This window comes from Kitasatospora setae KM-6054 (genome assembly GCF_000269985.1).
In the GTDB taxonomy this organism is placed as follows: domain Bacteria; phylum Actinomycetota; class Actinomycetes; order Streptomycetales; family Streptomycetaceae; genus Kitasatospora; species Kitasatospora setae.
In genome coordinates this window covers 3116041-3132639 of record NC_016109.1, presented here as the reverse complement: position 1 = coordinate 3132639, position 16599 = coordinate 3116041, and the positions used below count along the sequence as shown (strand labels likewise).

The window sequence follows — 16599 nt, the reverse complement described above, 5'->3', positions numbered from 1 at the left end:
GCCTTCCCGGTGCGCGGTTCGGCCCGGTCGCGGGAGCGCGTGGCCCCCGCGACCGGGCCGTCCGACCGGTCGCTACTCGATCACGTTCGGGTTGGCCGGGCCCATCCCGGACGTCCAGGTGTCCTCGTCCTCGGTCAGGTAGTCCGGGCGGTTGCTCTGGCCCTTGCCCTTGCGGTTGGCGCTGCCGCCGCCGGCGCCGCCGCCGAACCCGCCCTGGCCGGCCCGGCCGTCCGCGCCCCGCTCGGCCCGGCCGCGCAGGCCGGTACCGCCCGGGGTGAACTCGCCGCGCCCGCCGCCGGGCGTCCGGCTGCCGCCGACGGTGCCGCCCGCACGGCTCACCATCCCGCTGCCGCGCGCACCGCCGGCGCCGCCGGCGCCGCCACGGGCACCGCCGCCCGCGCCGCCGCCCATGGCGCCGCCCATGCCGCCCATGCCCGGGGTGCCCGCGCGGCCGGCCTGGCCCGCACCGCCCGCGCCGGCCGCCGAGGTCCCGGCCCCGCCGCGGGCGCCCGCACCGGGCGTCCCGGCGGAACCGGCGCCGCCGGTCTTGGCGCCGCCGGCGGTGCTGCCGCCGCCCGCGCTGCTCAGGCCGCCCGGGATGGTGCCGCCACCCACGTAGCCGCCGCCACCGCCGGTGTAACCACCACCGCCGCCACCGGTGTAGCCACCGCCACCGCCGCCGGTGTAACCGCCCCCACTGCCGCCGGTGCCGCCGCCACCGGAGCCGATCGGGCTGGTGGGCGCCGGGGGGTCGACGTGGGCGATCTGCAGCGGCGGCGGGTTGGGCGTCGGGGTCGGAGTCGGGTGCGGGGTCGGCAGCGGCCCCGGGCCGGTGACCGGCGGGTTGTTCCAGGGCGGCGGCGTCGGGCCCGGGTGCGGGGTCGGCCCCGGATACGGGGTCGGCGGGGGCAGCGGGCCGATGCCCGGCGGCGACCACGTCGGCGGTCGGCTGGTGGGCGGTGCCACCGGGTGGGGCGTCGGCCGGGGGAACGACGGGGGGGTCGGCCGGGTCGTGCCGCCGGTGCCGTGGCCGCCGTCGATCGGAACCTCGGTCAGACCGTTCTGGTCGCCCTCCGCCTTCCCGCCAGGCACCGGCGGGAACACCGGCACCTGCGCCGAGTTGAGCTGCGTGCTGGAGTACTCGTACGACTGGCTCAGGCGCTCCATCTGCGTGATGGCCTCCTGGTGCGCCTCGAAGATCCGGTCGGACGCCGCGCGGGCCTGTGAGTCGCTGACCCGGTTGGGGTCGAACGCGTTGGCGGCCTTGTCGCCGAGGAAGCCGCCGATGGCACTGCCGACGCCGGGGATCAGGGCCCCGCCGATGGCGCTGCCGACGGTCTCCGCGGTGTCGTCCTGGGCCTGGTAGCGGCGCAGCGTCTCGATGTCGTGGTGCGGGACCGGCGGCAGGCCGGCCTTGACGCTGCTCAGCGTGTCGGCGGCGGAGTTCATGTACGTCCCGGCGGTCCGCGAGTACGACGCCAGGTCCATGGTCGCGCGGGAGACCTGGCTGCCCCAGGTCTTGAAGCCGTCGGCCGCGGTGCCTTCCCAGTCGAGCTTGCTGATGTGGCTGTGCAGTTCCTCGCTGACCTGGTCCAACTGCTGTGCGGCGTGCAGCAGTTGCTGGCCGACCTCGGAGACCGCGGCCGGGTCGGCACTGTGGACCATGGCCATCAGCTGTTCGTGGCTGGCCCGGCCGATCTCGCCGGGCTGGAGCCTGACCAGGCGCTTCTCTTCGAATGCCATTGTGTTTCTCCCCCTGTCGTGTGGTCGGGTCGACCGGTCAGAACGAGCCCTGCTGGGTGCCCTGCGGCGCCGGTGCGGCGACGGGGGGCTGTCCGACCTGGGCCTGTGCGGTCTGGGCCTGTCCGGTGGCCAGGTGCTGTCGCTGGCTCTCGGCCTGGTTCAGGGTCGACTGGAAGTGGTCGCGCTGCTGCTGGTCCGAGTTGTCGTACCCGCGCGCCGCCATGTCGATGGTGGCGCTCATCGCCTCGATCTGGAGCGACAGCGTCTTGGAGAGCTGCTCCAGGTTCGAGTGCACCTTGGTGTACGCCGACAGCAGGTCGCCGGCCTGGCCGAAGTCCTGGCCGAGCTGGCCCGGCGTCAACTGCTGCCGGGAGATGGACCCGTGGCCGGCGACCGAGCCGTCCAGGTCGCTGAGGATCGCGTCGACGCGCTGTTTGAAGATCTGCAGGCTCTCCAGTTCGACCTTGAAGGCGCCCGCCCCGACCTCCTGGATCAGGTGGACCATGGAGCCCAGCCAGCCGCCGACCGACCCGCCGATCGCGCTGCCGACCGCGGCACCGGTCGCCCCGGCGACCGCGCCGCCGACGGCGCCGCCGACCTCGCTGCCGATCTGGCTCCCGGTCGAGCTGCCGCCTCCGTCGTTCGAGGCTTCGTTCATCCCCGTTCCCTTCCCCCGTGGCGCGGCCCGCCGCGCTCGTCACTGCATTCCAGCGCCGGGCGCCCACTCCCCAAGGGGCCCCGTCCCGTCCGATCCGGCCCACGGCGGGGCGGCGGATCGCCATGCCTAAAGATAGCGGCCCGGGAAGACGCTGGGGCAGGGGTTCTCCGCCCACGTTCGACCGAAGTGACGGGCGGGCGGCGGCCGGTGGCGTTGTCCGGCGGTGCGCGGGGCCGCTCCGGGACGGGAGCCGGCCGGGAGCGAACCGGGAGCAAAGCGACGCCGTGCGGTACGCCGTCCGGGGGAGGCCGGGCGGTGCGGGAGCGCTCCACCTGGGCCGAGCCGGGCCGGCCCGTCGTCCGCGGGCGTCCCGTCCGCCGCGGCCGGTCGGGTATCGGTAGGTGCCGCCGGGCGGCCGGACGTCCGGGCCGCGGAGGTTCCTGTGACCGGATCGGGATGTTCGCGGCACCCCCCGCCCCGCACCCCCCGCCCCGCACGGCGCCCGCCCCCGTCCGGGGGCCGTGACGGCCCGAGCGGGCTGTCGGCGCGACTGTGTAGCGTTCACCGCGGTGGGTCCGCAGCGGGCCCGTGGAACGGTACGTACGAGTGAGAGCGGCCGCCGTGCGGCGCGGCCGGTGGGAGGTACTGACGTGACGGAGCTGGCCGAGGCGACCGCGGGCGGCGCGCCGGAACTGCCCGAGTCCTGGCGGGCGGTGCTCGCCGAGGAGACCGGCAAGCCCTACTACGCGCAGCTGACCGAGTTCCTGGCCGCCGAGCGCGCCGAGCACGAGGTGTTCCCGCCCGCCGGGCAGGAGTTCTCGGCGCTGGAGGCGACGGCGTACGAGGACGTCAAGGTGCTGATCCTCGGCCAGGACCCGTACCACGACAACGGCCAGGCGCACGGCATGAGCTTCTCGGTGCTGCCCGGCGTGAAGACCCCGCCGTCGCTGCGCAACATCTACAAGGAGCTCGGCACCGACCTCGGTCTGACCGTGCCGGACAACGGCTACCTGATGCCGTGGGCCGAGCAGGGCGTGCTGCTGCTCAACGCGGTGCTGACGGTGCGGGCGCACGAGGCCAACTCGCACAAGAACAAGGGCTGGGAGAAGTTCACCGACGCGGTGATCAAGGCGGTCAGCGCCCGCGAGGAGCCCTGCGTGTTCGTGCTGTGGGGCGGCTACGCGAAGAAGAAGCTGCCGCTGATCGACGCCGAGCGGCACGTGGTGGTCCAGGGCGCGCACCCCTCGCCGCTGTCGGCCAAGCTGTTCCTCGGCAGCAAGCCGTTCTCGCAGATCAACGAGGCGCTGGAGGGCTTCGGCCAGAAGGCGATCGACTGGCAGATCCCGAACCTCAAGGGCTGACCGTCCGACGCGGCCGGGTGCTCAGGCCCCGAGGAAGGTCTGCCAGCCGCCCGCCGGGGCCTGGCCGACGTTGAGGGTGCGGAGCTTGCGGAGGGTGGACTGGTCCTGGGCCTCCAGCCAGTCCACCAGCTGCCTGAAGGAGACCAGGCGGACGTCCGGCTTGCCGGCGATCTGCTTGATGGTCTCCTCGACGGCGTCCATGTAGATGCCGCCGTTCCACTGCTCGAAGTGGTTGCCGACGAAGAACGGCGCCCGGTTGGTGGTGTAGGCGCGGTTGAAGCCCGCCAGGTACGCGTCGCGGGCCTGGTCGCGCCACTGGCCGTACTTGGCCGGGTCGCCCTTGGTGGAGCCGCCGGACTGGTTGGCGAGGATGTTGTAGTCCATCGACAGGACCTGGAAGTTGTGGCCGGGGAACGGGATCCCCTGCAGCGGGAAGTCCCAGATCTTGCCGTCCTGGACCTTCTGCGGCCAGATCTGCAGGCCGCCGGGGGAGCTGGCGTCGTACTTCCAGCCGAGCTTCGCCGCGGTCGGCAGCAGCGCCTTCTGGCCCTCCAGGCAGGGGGTGCGGCCGCCGATCAGCTCCTTCTTGTAGTCGAAGGGCAGCGGGTCGACGTCGGTGAAGCCGGTGTTGCCGCGCCACCCGGTGACGAAGGACACCGCCTGCTGGATCTCGCTCTCCCAGTCCTCGGGGCTCCACTTGTTGACCCCGTTGTGGTCGGAGCGGGTGGAGCAGAAGTGCCCGTTGAAGTGGGTGCCGATCTCGTGGCCGTCCCGCCAGGCCTGGCTGATCAGCTTGATGGTGTTGCGGACGGCGTTGTCGGACAGGAAGGGGATGTCCGAGGCGCCGGCCGGGTGCTGCGGCGGGTGGTAGAGCGCGGACTTCTCCTTCGGCAGCGTGTAGATGCCGGAGAGGAAGAAGGTCATCGCCGCCTTGTGCTCCTGGGCGACCTTCAGGAAGCGGGTGAACTGGCCGTCGTCGGTGGCGCCGGCGCCGTCCCAGGAGAAGACCACGAACTGCGGCGGGGCCTCGCCGGGCTTGAGCTTCTCGGCGGCGGGCTGGTTCGGCTGGGCGCCGGTGTCGGCGGTGGAGCCGTCGCCGAGCGGGGTGCCCTTCACCGGGGGCTGGCCGCTGCCGGTGCCGCCGGCCGAGGGGTTGGCGTCGGAGCCGGGACGCTTGGCGGAACCGGCACCGGAACCGCTGGAACAGGCGGTGACGGCGCCGAGGGCCGCCGTGGCCGCACCGGCGGTCAGCACGGCCCTGCGCGAGATGGTGCTCATGGTCTCCCCTGCCACGAAAGGGCCCGAACCGGGCCAAAAGAAGGTCCGGACGCCGACGGGCGGCTCCGGAGGTCAACTTCTGGCAAAATCGGACAATTTGACGGTAACGCCACCCAAGGATGGCATGGCCGGGGTGGCCGGTCCAACGCCGCCCACCCTCAACCGGTCATCACGCGGCAAAGGTTCCCCCGGCTCCCGCCCCGGCCGTCCTGTTGCCGTTCTGGGACAGAGAACACCGAGGTCGCGGCCCCGCCCGCCGACCGGACCGGCCGAACCGGCCGAGCCGGCCGGACCGCCCGAACCGGCTACTCGCCCTCGACCAGCACGGCCAGCCGCCGCCGGCGGCGGACCAGCTGCACCACGGCGGAGCTGATCGCGGTGGCCGCCACGCAGGAGATCACGAAGCTCAGCCAGGCGGTGTCGAACCAGTGCAGGTTCAGCCAGCCCAGGCTGACGATGTACGCCGCCCACACCACGGCCGCCACCGCCGACCAGCGCAGGAAGGTCCACGGCCGGTGGTGCCCGGAGTGGCCCACCGCGACGTCCAGCACGGTCCGCCCGGCCGGGACGAAGCGCGCCACGATCACGATCACCGCCGCCGCCCGGCTGGTGGTCCGGCCGGTGAGCGCCCGCTGCACCCGCTCGACGCTCGCCGCCAGCCGCGGCCGGCGGGCCAGCCGCCGGTGCACGCCGGGCGCCCCGCGCCGGGCCAGGTTGAGCAGCAGCAGGTCGCCCAGGAAGGAGGCGACCGCGACCCCGGCGGCCAGCAGCAGCGGCGAACCGTCCACGTGCGCGGTCTTCAGCACGGCCAGGATCACCAGCGAGCCGCTGGGCAGGAACGGCAGGAAGGCGTCGCCGAGCACGGCGGCCAGGGCCAGCCCGCAGTACCAGGCGGGGCCGATGACGGCGTTCGGATCCACGGTGTCTCTCCCTCCAGCGCGCCCGGGGGAGAGCAGCTGCAACGGGGGACAACGCTAGCGCGGGCAAATTTCATGGCATGAAGCACCCCCTGTGGCCCATCGCACACGGGCCCGGGCAGCGCGAGAGCCCCCGGGGCGGGGTGCCGCTCCGGGGGCTCGTGGGGATCGAACGACGCTGGTCGAGCCCGCCGATCTGTCGCTGGTGCGCGGTGCCGGTGCGGGTTCCGCGCTGATCACCAGAGTGCCCGATCGGCCGACCCGGATCGACCGTTCCACCTGGCGACTTCTCGCTGTGGCGTGAAGTCGCCACGCAGCGTTGCCTGCTGGCGGACCGTCAGGAGAACGGGTCGGCGTGTCGCGGACGGGCCGGGAACAGCCCGGACGGCCGGCGGGTTGTGCTCCGACGAACGCCCGGGCGCCCGGCCGGGGCACCAGGAGGACGCACCGCATGAGCACCGCACCGGAGCCGACCGCCCCCGAGGCCGCCCCCGAGACCGCCGCCTCGGCCAAGGAGGCCCTCGCGGCCGAGACCGCCGCCGGGGCCGACCCGATCCGCGGCCGGGCCGCCGGCCGCGCCCCCGCCCCGCTCTCGATCCTGGACCTCGCCACCGTCGGCTCCGGCCACACCCCCGGCGAGGCGCTGGCCGCCACCACCGGCCTGGCCCGGGCCGCCGAGGGCTGGGGCTACCACCGCTTCTGGGTGGCCGAGCACCACGGCATGCCCGGCGTCGCCTCCTCGGTCCCCGCCGTCCTGCTCGCCCACCTCGGCGCCCACACCAGCACGCTGCGGCTCGGCTCCGGCGGCGTGATGCTGCCCAACCACGCCCCGCTGGCGATCGCCGAGCAGTTCGGCCTGCTGGAGGCGCTGCACCCGGGCCGGATCGACCTCGGCCTCGGCCGCGCCCCCGGCACCGACCAGGCGACCGCCGCCGCGCTGCGCCGCGGCCTGGCCGACGGCGCCGAGGACTTCCCCCGCCAGCTCGCCGAGCTGCGGCACTTCCTGGACGGCGACTTCCCGCCCGGCCACCCGTACGCCCGGCTGACGGCGGTGCCGCGCTCGGCCGCCCGCCCGCCGCTCTGGCTGCTCGGCTCGTCCGGCTTCAGCGCCCAGCTGTCCGCCCGGCTCGGCTACCCGTTCGCGTTCGCGCACCACTTCAGCGCCGCCAACACCGTCCCCGCGCTCGACCTGTACCGGGACGGCTTCACCCCGTCCGAGGTGCTGGAGAAGCCGTACGCGCTGATCGGGGTCAGCGCGGTGGCCGCCGAGAGCCGGGAGCGGGCGCTGTGGCTGGCCCGTTCGGCGGGCCTCGGCATGCTCCGGCTGCGGCAGGGCCGCCCCGGGCCGATCCCGACGCCGGAGGAGGCCGCCGCCCACCCCTACACGCTCGCCGAGGAGGACTTCCTGGACTCCTGGCTGGCGAACGTGGTGCTCGGCACCCCGGCGGAGGTCGCCGAAGGGCTGGAGGCCCTCCGGCGGCGCACCGGGGCCGACGAGCTGATGGTCACCTCGCACATCCACGGGCACGAGAACCGGCTGGCGTCCTACGGCCTGATCGCCGAGGCGTACGGGCTCACCGGCTGAGCGGCGGGTCGGGCCCGTCCGGCCCGCCGCCCGGCCGGGGCGTCCGGGCTCACCGGCCGGGCGGGTCCAGCCCGTCCAGCACGGCCAGCTGCTCGGCGACCCGCTTGGCCGACCAGCTGTCCACCCAGGCGGCGAAGTCGCCGGTGTAGGCCCGGGGCGCGGCCTCGGTCCGCATGATCAGAGCCAGGTAGATCCGGTACAGCGCGAGCCGGGCCCGGCCGGCGTCGTCGAGGGCGAAGGCCGGGTCGACCGAGCGGTAGCCGGCCGGGAAGTCGTCGTCGAGCTCGGCGGCGCCGAGGGGGTCGAGGCCGACGAGTTCGGCGAGCGGGTCGCCGAAGAAGGCCCGTTCGCCGTCGATCACGCCGGTCAGCTCCCAGCCGCCGTCCGGGTCCGGGGTGAGCAGCAGGTTGCCCTCCCAGGCGTCGAAGTGCACCAGCGCGGGGCGGTCGACCGCGGCCAGCGCGGCCGCGAACCGCCGCGGGAGGGTGCGCAGCCGCTCGGCGGGGACGGGCGGGGCGACGCCGTAGCGCTCGGCGTCGGCCAGCAGCGCGTCGAGCATCGCGGTGAACGCGGCGGGCCAGCTGTCGGCGGCCAGCCCGGCCGCGGGCTGCGGGTAGCCGTAGCGCTCGCCGGTGGCCCGGGCCACGCCGGCGGCCCAGGCGCCGAGCGAGCGGCGCAGCCGGGCCCGGCCGGCGGCGGGGATCCGTTCGCGCAGGCTGTCCCAGGTGGCGCCCTCGACGTAGGAGAGCAGCAGCCACTCGCGGGTCCCGGCGTCGCCGTCCGGGTCGTGGTGCAGCACCTCGGGGACGGCGAGTCCGGCGTCCGCGGCCAGCGCGTGGAACAGCCGCTCGGTGCCGAGCAGTCCGCGCTCGTGGGCCAGCCCCGGGGTGCCGGGCGGTGGCGCGCACTTGAGCACCAGCCGCCGCCCGTCGGCGAGTTCGAGCAGCCGGGCGGCGTTGTACAGCCCGCCGGTCAGCGGGGTCGCCGAGACGACCTCGACCCCGTCCAGCACCGCGCGCACGCGTTCCATCCCCTGTCCCTCCGTACCGGAAGACCGTCGCTAGCGCGGCGGCTGGTCGCGCAGTATCGCGGCGATCGTCTCGGGCCCGCCGGGGCGGGCGTAGTACCAGCCCTGGGCGGTGTCGCAGCCGGTCTGGCGGAGCCGTTCGGCCTGGGCGGCGTTCTCGATGCCCTCGGCGGTGACGGTCAGGCCCAGGGCGTGGGCGAGCTGCACCATCGCGCCGACGATCTGCTCGTCGGCGGCCCGGCGGCGGCCGTCCGCGTCGGGGGCGGACTCGCGGAACGCCTCGATGAAGGTGGCGTCCAGCTTGAGCGAGTGGACCGGCAGCCGGGACAGGTAGGCGAGGTTGGAGTAGCCGGTGCCGAAGTCGTCGATGGCGATCCGCACGCCCATGTCGGCGAGCGCCTGCAGGGCCTCCAGCGGCCGGCCGGCCGGGCCGAGCAGCGCGCTCTCGGTGATCTCCAGCTGGAGCAGCGGCGCGGGCAGCCCGGTGCGCTCCAGCACGTCCGCGACGTCGGCGACCACGTCGGAGTCCCAGATCTGGCGCGGTGCCAGGTTGACGCTGACGAACACCGGCCGGTCGGGGAACTCGGCGAGCCACTCCCGGGTCCGCCGGCAGGACTCCTCCAGCACCCACTTGCCGAGCGGCACGATCGCCCCGGACTCCTCGGCGAGCGGGATGAACCGGTCCGGCGAGAGCAGCCCGTACCGGGGGTGGTTCCAGCGGACCAAGGCCTCCGCGCCGCGCACCGCGCCGTCGGCCAGGCCGACCAGCGGCTGGTACTCGACGGTGAACTCGCCGCGTTCCACGGCCGGGCGCAGCCCGGTGGCCAGCCGGTGCCGGGTCAGCTGGTCGGCGCCCCGGTCGCGGTCGTACAGCGTCCAGCGGGCGCGGCCGTCGGACTTCGACCAGTACAGGGTGGAGTCGGCGTCGCGGATCAGGTCGGTGGGGGTGGAGCCGAGCACCGGGCGCTCCACCACGCCGATCGAGGCGGTGACGGTCAGCCGGTGCCCGGCCACCTCGAAGGGCCGTTCCAGGGCGTCCATCAGGCGGCCGGCCAGCCGGGTCAGCTCCTGGTGGCCGCCGCTGCCGGTGACCAGCAGGGCGAACTCGTCGCCGCCCAGCCGGGCCACCAGCTGCCGTCCCTCGCGGGCGAAGCCGTGCTCCAGCCGGGCGGCGACGGCCACCAGCAGCTGGTCGCCGACGTGGTGGCCGAGGGACTCGTTGATCGCGGCGAAGCCGTCCAGGTCGACGTAGCAGAGCCCGATCCGGCCGCCGCCGCCCGGTTCGTCCAGCCGGAACGCGGCCTCCAGCCGCTGGTAGAACAGCGTCCGGTTGGGCAGCCGGGTCAGCGGGTCGTGCAGCGCCTGGTAGGCGAGCCGGTCGCCGAGCTGGCGGCGCTCGGTGATGTCCTCGACCAGGACCATCGTGTAGTACGGCTCGCCGGCGTGGTCACGGACCAGTGAGACGGTGACCCGACCCCAGACCTCCCGGCCGCCGCGGTGCTTGAGCCGCTTCTCGGCCCGCATCCGGTCGCGCTCGCCGCGCACCAGTTCGCGGTAGCGGCGGCGGGACGGCTCCTCCGGGTCGATGATCTGGTGGATGTGCATGCCGGGGAGTTCGGCGACCGCGCGGCCCAGCATCGCGGCGAACACCGGGTTGCCCTCGATCACCAGGTCGTCCCGGTCGATCAGCGCCATGCCGATCCCGGCGTCGGAGAACGCGGCCCGGAAGCGCGACTCGCTGGCCCGCAGGGCGGCGGCCAGCCGCTCGGCCTCGCGGTCGGCCCGGGCGCCGCAGCGGTCGCACGGGTCCCCGGGCCCGGGGCGCGGCGCGGCGGGCCGCCCGTCCTCCTGGTGTGCGTCGGCCCCGACGTTCCGGCCCGGCACGGCACGCTCCCGTCCGCTGCTGCCACTGGTCGCGCCGGAGCCTCCTCACGGACGGCGACCGGCCAGGCGTCCCGGGCCCGCTCGCGGAACCCGGCCGGTGACCGGGGCGCGGTCGGCGGCCTCGGGCCACGTCCGCCGATCATAGGCCGCCGGTGTAACTGTCCGCGACCGCCGCCAGGGTGATTGGTGAGGAATGTCCGGAGGTGCCCGTTACATTCGGTGCGAAGCCGCGCGAACCGGCCGGGGGTACGCGAAACCCCCGGTGGGCGCCGGTGCGGCGCGCGCCGGGGGCGTGCGTCCCGCTCACGTCCCGTCACGGAACGTGAACGCGAACGTGAGCGGGGACGTGAGCGGGGACGTGAACGGAGGGCGGCGGGTCAGGCCAGGCTGGCGGAGAGCGTGATGGTGGTGCCGGCCAGCGCCTGGCTCACCGGGCAGTTCGCCTTCGCGTCCTCGGCGGCCTTCACGAAGCCCGCCTCGTCCAGGCCCGGCACGGTGCCGACCACGGTCAGGTGGATGCCGGTGATGCCGGTGCCCGGCTGGAAGGTCACGTCCGCCTTGGTCTCCAGCTTGGTGGGCGGGGTGCCGGCGCCGGTCAGGCCGTGCGAGAGCGCCATCGAGAAGCAGGACGAGTGGGCGGCCGCGATCAGCTCCTCCGGGCTGGTCTTGCCGTTCGCCGCCTCGGCCCGGGACGGCCAGGACACCGGGAACTCGCCGACGCCCGAGGAGTCGAGGGTCACCAGGCCCTTGCCGTCGAGCAGGTTGCCCTCCCACTCGGTGTGCGCGGTGCGGGTCGTCGCCACGATCAGGTACCTCCCATGAGAACGGACAGCGGACGAACTGCTGTGCCGCCGACCGGATTTCCGACCCGCGGCCCGCCCAGCCTACGGCCCCCGCCGGGGCACCGGGGCCGAACGGCGCGCGGAGCCCGGCACCCGCCCGCGCCCCCGCCCCTGGCCCCGGACCGCCCCGGCCGCCGCCCCGAACGCCCTTCCGGCCGCCGTCCCAACTGCCGTCCCACATGCCGGAACGCGCCGCCGATCAGGGCGAACGCGGCCCGCCCGCCCTGTTAGATTGGCCGTTCGCCGCGCCCCGCGCCCACCCGGACCCCCGCATCGGAGCCACCCGACATGACGGACCAGCCCACCCCCTCCCCGGCGGGGATCGACGACGCCGTGCGGGCCGAGCTGACCCGCCTGCGCGAGTCCATCGACAACATCGACGCCGCCGTCGTCCACATGCTCGCCGAGCGCTTCAAGGCCACCCAGCAGGTCGGCCGGCTCAAGGCCGAGCACCAGCTGCCGCCCGCCGACCCGGACCGCGAGCGCCGCCAGATCACCCGGCTGCGCGAACTCGCCCTCAGCGCCAACCTCGACCCGGTCTTCGCCGAGAAGTTCCTCACCTTCATCATCGCCGAGGTGATCCGCCACCACGAGGCGATCGCCAACGAGTCCTGACCGGGCCCTGACCGGCCCCTGTTCGCTCCGGGTAAGGGCCGGATTTCGCGCTGCCCCCGGCTCGGGTTAGCGTGCAGTCCTTGCCAAGGAGGCGGTGTCGGTGGCGGTTGCGGTGACCGAGGGGCCCACCCAGGAGCGGCGTCCGCGCAGGCGGCGGCCCTGGTACGTGGAACTGCCCGTGATGATCGCGATCGGCCTGGTCGTCGCCGTGCTGATCAAGAGCTGCCTGTTCCAGATGTTCTCGATCCCGTCCGGCTCGATGGAGAACACCCTCCGGGTCGGCGACCGGGTCGCGGTCAACAAGTTCGCCACCCTGACCGGCTGGAAGCCGGCGCCCGGCGAACCCGTCGTCTTCAAGGACCCGGGCGGCTGGCTGCCGCCCGCCCCGCAGGGCGGCAACGCCTTCACCCGCACCGTCCACTCCGGCCTCGGCGCCGTCGGACTGCTCCCGCCCGGCGACGACTACCTGGTCAAGCGGGTCATCGCGACCGGCGGCCAGACCGTCGACTGCCACGGCAGCACCCTCACCGTCGACGGCCGGACCGTCACCGAGCCCTACCTGCACCCCGGTGACGACTCCTGCTCCGGCATCGACTTCGGCCCGCTCAGCGTCCCGGCCGGCCACGTCTGGGTCGAGGGCGACCACCGCAGCGACTCCGCCGGCTCCCGCTACCACCGGGACGGGCCGGACGGCGGCGCGGTCCCCGTCGCCGACCTGGTCGGACCCGCCAGCGCCGTGGTCTGGCCGCTGAACCACTTCGACTGGTTCGGCTGGACCGGCCGCTGAGAGGGTCCTACGGCGCGACGCCGCGCCGCAGCCGGGCCGCCGTGCCCGCCGCCACCGCGCCCGACAGCAGCACCAGCGCCCCCGCCTCCGCCCACTGGAACGCCCAGTAGCGGCGGGCCGGCTGGTACGCCACCCGCTGGGTCAGCCCCAGCGCGTCGATCGCCTGCCGGCAGGCCCCGATCGGCCCCGCCTCCGGGTGGCACGCCGCCGGCACCGGCCCGGTGAACGCCCGCCCCGCCGGGTCCAGCGCCGCCACCGACAGCACCCACGCCCCCGGCAGCGACACCGGCGTCGACACGTACAGCCGGTCGCCCTCGATCCGGATCGTCCCCTGCTCCGCCCCCGCCCCCGTCCCCAGCACCAGCGGGGCCTCCGTGCGGACGGGCGCCGCCAGGTGCGGGCGCACCAGCAGCGGCACCAGCACCTGCGCCGCCGCCAGCACCCCCAGCACCACCGCCATCGCCGCCACCTGACGGCGCAGCAGCAGCCCCGCCGCGACCCCCGCCGCGAACCCGAACAGCGCCCAGCCCACCGGGACGGCGCCGTGCGCCGCGAACACCAGCGGCCCGAACCGGCCCGGCAGCCCCGCGTCACCCGCGCCCGGCAGCGCCCCGGCCCGGTCCAGCGGCGCCGCCCACCAGGACACCGCCAGCGACAGCAGCCCCGCCAGCGCCGCCACCGCCGAGCCGACCAGCGCCAGCCGCACCAGCAGCCAGCGGGTCCGCGGCACCCCCTGCGTCCAGGTCAGCCGGAACGCCCCCGACTCCAGGTCGCGGGCCGCCAGCGGCACCCCCGCGAACATCCCCGCCCCCGCGGGCAGCACCAGCAGCAGCACCAGCCCCAGGTAGAACAGCCCGGTCAGCAGGCCGTCCGCGCCCACCGCCGCCGCGAACGCCGACTGCGCCCGCTCGCAGCCCTCCCCGGTCCGCGCGCAGCCCGGCAGGCCGCTGGTGTCGTACAGGCCCGCCAACCGGGGCCCGGTCACGCCGTACAGCACCGCGACGACGGCCAGCGCGGCCAGCGCGCACCACGCCTGCGCCCGGTACTGGCGCCAGGTCAACCAGCTCACGACCGCTCCTCCGCCCGCTCGTCGCGGTCCAGCTGCAACTGCTCCAGCACCACGTCCTCCAACTCCCGCACCCGCCCGTCCGGGCCGGCCAGCAGCTCCGGCAGCGGGCCCGCCGCCCGGACCCGGCCCCGGCCCAGCACGATCAGGTGGTCGCAGTCCCGGGCCAGGTCGCCGATCAGGTGCGAGGACAGCAGCACGCTCGGGCCGTGCTCGGCCCGGGCCGCCGCCAACCGGTCCAGGAACTCCCGGCGGGCCAGCGGGTCCAGCGCCGCCACCGGCTCGTCCAGCACCAGCAGGTCCGGGCGCTTCGCCAGCGCCAGGGTCAGCGCGAGCTGCGCGCGCTGGCCGCCCGACAGCCGGCCCGCCCGCTGCCCCGGGTCAAGACCCAGCTCCGCCACCCGCCGCTCCGCCCAGCCGGCGTCCCACCGGCGGTTCGCCCGCCGCCCGAACACCAGGTGCTCCCGGACCGTCAGCGCCCGGTGCACCGGCGCGTCCTGCCCGACGAACCCGACCCGGGCCAGCCAGCCCGCGCTCGACCCCGGCCGCTCGCCCCACACCCGCAGCTCGCCCGCGCTCGGCGGCAGCAGCCCCGTCAGCAGGTGCAGCAGCGTGCTCTTGCCGGCCCCGTTCGGCCCGACCAGCCCCACCGTCCGCCCCGCCGGCACCTCCAACGCGCAGTCCCGCAACGCCCACCGCCTCCGGTAGCGCCGCCCCACACCCCGAGCCTCGATCACGACCCCTCCTCCGTCTGCCGTCCGAACGCCCCCCACTTTCCGCCCCGCCCCCGCCCGGCCGCGTCAGCCCTGGGACCACGGCCCAGGTGGTACCGGGGCCCGGGGAACGGCGGGTTCGCGCCGCGCCCGGCCGCCGGGTCGGCCCCCGGTACGACGCCCGCTCTCGTCCCCAGGTCCGATCCGCCCGACCCCGCGCCGCCGCTACCGTGGCCGCCATGGACGTGCTCCGGCCGCTCGGCCCCCGCTGGCAGGCCGTCGCGGACGCGGCGGTCGCCGCCGCCCTCGCCGCGCTGCCGCTGTTCTCGGTCTGGGACGTGATGCCGCAGGTGCCGCGGCAGGCCGACCTCGCGCAGGTGCCCCCGCCCGGGTTCGGGCCGGGCCCGCGCCCGGCGGACGTGCTGCTGGTCCTGCTGGCCGCGCTCGCCGCGCCGCTGGCCCGCCGCCGACCGGTCGCGGCGCTGCTCGCGGTGCTGAGCGCGGCCGCGCTGGGCGTCGGGGTGTCGAACTCGCCCGCGCCGTGGGTCGCCGTCGCCGTGGTGCTGTACCGGGTGCCGCGCGCGCTGCCGCCCCGGCCGGCCGGGCGGCTGCTCGCGCTCTCGCTGGCGGTGGCGGGGCTCTGCCTGTCCGGGATGCTGGGCTGGACCTGGCCGCACCCCGGGTTCGGCGGGCCGGGCGCGGTGGTGATGGCCTGCCTCTTCCTGGCGACCGGCTGGACGGCCGGCTGGGCGGTCGACGAGCGCCGCCGCCGCCGGATCGAGCACGAGGCGTCCCGGCAGCGCGAGGAGCGGCTGCTGATCGCCCGCGAGCTGCACGACGTGGTCGCGCACAGCCTGGGCGTGATCGCGGTGCAGGCGGGCGTCGCCAACCACGTCGCGGCCGAGCAGCCCGAGCAGGCCCGGCTGGCGCTGGCGTCGATCGAGGAGACCAGCCGGACCGCGCTGAACGAGATGCGGGCCCTGCTGGGCGTGCTGCGCACCGGCGGGGACGGCGCGGGCGACGGCGAGCGGCTGCCCGCGCCGCGGCTCTCCGACCTGGACGGGGTGGTGCGCCGGGCGGCCGCGGCCGGCGTCCGGGTGGACGTCCAACTGCTCGGCGAGCGGGCCGAGTTGCCGCCTGGGCTGGAGCTGGCCGGCTACCGGGTGGTGCAGGAGGCGGTGACCAACGTGGTGCGGCACGCGGGCACCGACCGCTGCCTGGTCCGGGTCGGCTACCGGCCGGACGCGCTGGAGCTGACCGTCACCGACGAGGGCCGGGGCGGCAGCCCGTCCGGGGCGGGCGGCGGGCACGGGCTGGCCGGGATGCGCGAGCGGGTCGCCGTGCACGGCGGCGAGTTCCGGGCCGGACGGCGGGCGGCCGGGCGGGGCTTCGAGGTGTCCGCGGTGTTCCCGCTGGCGGTGACCGGATGATCCGGGTGCTGGTGGCGGACGACCAGGCGCTGGTCCGCGGCAGCTTCCGGCTGCTGGTCGACTCCGCGCCCGACCTGACCGCGGTCGGCGAGGCCGCGGACGGCGCCGAGGCGCTCGAACTCGCCCGCGCGCAGCGGCCGGACGTGGTGCTGATGGACATCCGGATGCCCCGGCTGGACGGCATCGAGGCCACCCGGGCGATCACCGCCGACCCGGCCCTGGCGGGCGTCCGGGTGCTGGTGCTGACCACCTTCGACCTGGACGACTACGCCTTCGCGGCGCTCCGCGCGGGCGCCGCCGGGTTCCTGCTCAAGGACACCCGGCCGGCCGAACTCCTGGACGCGGTACGGGTGGTGGCCGCGGGCGAGGCGCTGCTCGCGCCCCGGGTGACCCGCCGGCTGATCGAGGAGTACACCCGCCGCCCGGAGCCGTCCGCGCTGCCCGCCCCGGCGGCCCTGGCGGGGGCGACCGAGCGGGAGCGGGAGGTGCTGGCCCTGGTCGGCCTCGGCTTCTCCAACGAGGAGATCGCCGCCGAACTGCACGTCAGCCTCTCCACCGCGAAGACCCACATCGGCCGGCTGCTGCAGAAGCTCGCCGCCCGGGACCGGGCCCAACTGGTCATCGCCGCCTACGAGTCGGGCCTGGTCCGGCCCGGCGTCCGCTGACCCGCCGGGGCCGCCCCGGCGTACCATG

Annotated in this window: 15 protein-coding genes; 6 read left to right on the top strand and 9 right to left on the bottom strand. The window is 75.8% G+C overall.

The genetic code is table 11. The annotated features are described in order from the left end of the window. Window positions 1–72: 72 nt before the first annotated feature. Together KSE_RS38375 and KSE_RS38370 are read right to left on the bottom strand one after the other, a co-directional pair. Window positions 73–1743: a WXG100 family type VII secretion target gene (locus KSE_RS38375; RefSeq protein ID WP_014135916.1), complete on the bottom strand. Its 1671-nt coding sequence runs from the start codon at window positions 1741–1743 to the stop codon at window positions 73–75. A gap of 37 nt (window positions 1744–1780) precedes the next feature. Further along, window positions 1781–2401 (bottom strand): hypothetical protein, encoded by a 621-nt coding sequence (locus KSE_RS38370; RefSeq protein ID WP_014135915.1) that lies wholly within the window; start codon window positions 2399–2401, stop codon window positions 1781–1783. 650 nt (window positions 2402–3051) lie between these two features. Between KSE_RS38370 and KSE_RS13735 the strand changes: the two genes are divergently transcribed. Further along, window positions 3052–3762: a uracil-DNA glycosylase gene (locus KSE_RS13735; protein WP_014135914.1), complete on the top strand. Its 711-nt coding sequence runs from the start codon at window positions 3052–3054 to the stop codon at window positions 3760–3762. A 21-nt stretch (window positions 3763–3783) separates the two neighbouring features. Here KSE_RS13735 and KSE_RS13730 read toward each other — a convergent pair whose 3' ends face one another. Beyond that, window positions 3784–5040 carry a polysaccharide deacetylase family protein gene (locus KSE_RS13730; RefSeq protein WP_014135913.1) on the bottom strand — a complete coding sequence of 419 codons (1257 nt, stop codon included), beginning with the start codon at window positions 5038–5040 and terminating at the stop codon, window positions 3784–3786. A 305-nt stretch (window positions 5041–5345) separates the two neighbouring features. Continuing rightward, on the bottom strand, window positions 5346–5960 hold the full coding sequence (locus tag KSE_RS13725) for a hypothetical protein (RefSeq protein ID WP_014135912.1): 615 nt from the start codon (window positions 5958–5960) through the stop codon (window positions 5346–5348). Between the two features lie 448 nt (window positions 5961–6408). Between KSE_RS13725 and KSE_RS13720 the strand changes: the two genes are divergently transcribed. After that, on the top strand, window positions 6409–7542 hold the full coding sequence (locus KSE_RS13720; RefSeq protein WP_014135911.1) for an LLM class flavin-dependent oxidoreductase: 1134 nt from the start codon (window positions 6409–6411) through the stop codon (window positions 7540–7542). A gap of 49 nt (window positions 7543–7591) precedes the next feature. On the opposite strand, the gene KSE_RS13715 is transcribed toward KSE_RS13720, so the two are convergent. The 3 genes from KSE_RS13715 to KSE_RS13705 form a co-directional block, all read right to left on the bottom strand. Continuing rightward, entirely contained in the window at window positions 7592–8572 is a 981-nt protein-coding gene (locus tag KSE_RS13715) for a phosphotransferase family protein (RefSeq protein WP_014135910.1), read from the bottom strand. 30 nt (window positions 8573–8602) lie between these two features. Continuing rightward, window positions 8603–10453 (bottom strand): putative bifunctional diguanylate cyclase/phosphodiesterase, encoded by a 1851-nt coding sequence (locus tag KSE_RS13710; protein WP_014135909.1) that lies wholly within the window; start codon window positions 10451–10453, stop codon window positions 8603–8605. 377 nt (window positions 10454–10830) lie between these two features. After that, window positions 10831–11256, bottom strand: a complete 426-nt coding sequence (locus tag KSE_RS13705) for an OsmC family protein (protein WP_014135908.1) — start codon at window positions 11254–11256, stop codon at window positions 10831–10833. A gap of 327 nt (window positions 11257–11583) precedes the next feature. Between KSE_RS13705 and KSE_RS13700 the strand changes: the two genes are divergently transcribed. Both KSE_RS13700 and lepB read left to right on the top strand, forming a co-directional pair. Further along, window positions 11584–11910, top strand: a complete 327-nt coding sequence (locus tag KSE_RS13700) for a chorismate mutase (protein ID WP_014135907.1) — start codon at window positions 11584–11586, stop codon at window positions 11908–11910. Between the two features lie 100 nt (window positions 11911–12010). After that, window positions 12011–12697, top strand: coding sequence for a signal peptidase I (gene lepB / locus KSE_RS13695; RefSeq protein ID WP_231873166.1), 687 nt, complete (start codon window positions 12011–12013; stop codon window positions 12695–12697). A gap of 7 nt (window positions 12698–12704) precedes the next feature. Here the strand turns inward: lepB and KSE_RS45790 are convergent, their stop codons facing one another. Both KSE_RS45790 and KSE_RS13685 read right to left on the bottom strand, forming a co-directional pair. After that, window positions 12705–13766, bottom strand: a complete 1062-nt coding sequence (locus tag KSE_RS45790) for a hypothetical protein (protein WP_014135905.1) — start codon at window positions 13764–13766, stop codon at window positions 12705–12707. Further along, window positions 13763–14500 carry an ATP-binding cassette domain-containing protein gene (locus KSE_RS13685; RefSeq protein ID WP_014135904.1) on the bottom strand — a complete coding sequence of 246 codons (738 nt, stop codon included), beginning with the start codon at window positions 14498–14500 and terminating at the stop codon, window positions 13763–13765. Before KSE_RS13685 ends, KSE_RS45790 begins: the two co-directional genes overlap by 4 nt. Window positions 14501–14715: 215 nt before the next feature. On the opposite strand from KSE_RS13685, the gene KSE_RS38365 reads away from it, so the two are divergent. After that, entirely contained in the window at window positions 14716–15906 is a 1191-nt protein-coding gene (locus tag KSE_RS38365; RefSeq protein ID WP_014135903.1) for a sensor histidine kinase, read from the top strand. Then, on the top strand, window positions 15903–16571 hold the full coding sequence (locus tag KSE_RS13675) for a response regulator transcription factor (RefSeq protein WP_014135902.1): 669 nt from the start codon (window positions 15903–15905) through the stop codon (window positions 16569–16571). Before KSE_RS38365 ends, KSE_RS13675 begins: the two co-directional genes overlap by 4 nt. Window positions 16572–16599 lie beyond the last annotated feature (28 nt).

Excerpts from the sequence above, each read along its gene's own strand:
- KSE_RS38375 (WP_014135916.1), bottom strand. The coding sequence starts at position 1,743 with ATGGCATTCGAAGAGAAGCGCCTGGTCAGGCTCCAGCCCGGCGAGATC.
- KSE_RS38370 (WP_014135915.1), bottom strand. The coding sequence starts at position 2,401 with ATGAACGAAGCCTCGAACGACGGAGGCGGCAGCTCGACCGGGAGCCAG.
- KSE_RS13730 (WP_014135913.1), bottom strand. The coding sequence starts at position 5,040 with ATGAGCACCATCTCGCGCAGGGCCGTGCTGACCGCCGGTGCGGCCACG.
- KSE_RS13720 (WP_014135911.1), top strand. The coding sequence starts at position 6,409 with ATGAGCACCGCACCGGAGCCGACCGCCCCCGAGGCCGCCCCCGAGACC.
- KSE_RS13715 (WP_014135910.1), bottom strand. The coding sequence starts at position 8,572 with ATGGAACGCGTGCGCGCGGTGCTGGACGGGGTCGAGGTCGTCTCGGCG.
- KSE_RS13700 (WP_014135907.1), top strand. The coding sequence starts at position 11,584 with ATGACGGACCAGCCCACCCCCTCCCCGGCGGGGATCGACGACGCCGTG.
- KSE_RS38365 (WP_014135903.1), top strand. The coding sequence starts at position 14,716 with ATGGACGTGCTCCGGCCGCTCGGCCCCCGCTGGCAGGCCGTCGCGGAC.
- KSE_RS13675 (WP_014135902.1), top strand. The coding sequence starts at position 15,903 with ATGATCCGGGTGCTGGTGGCGGACGACCAGGCGCTGGTCCGCGGCAGC.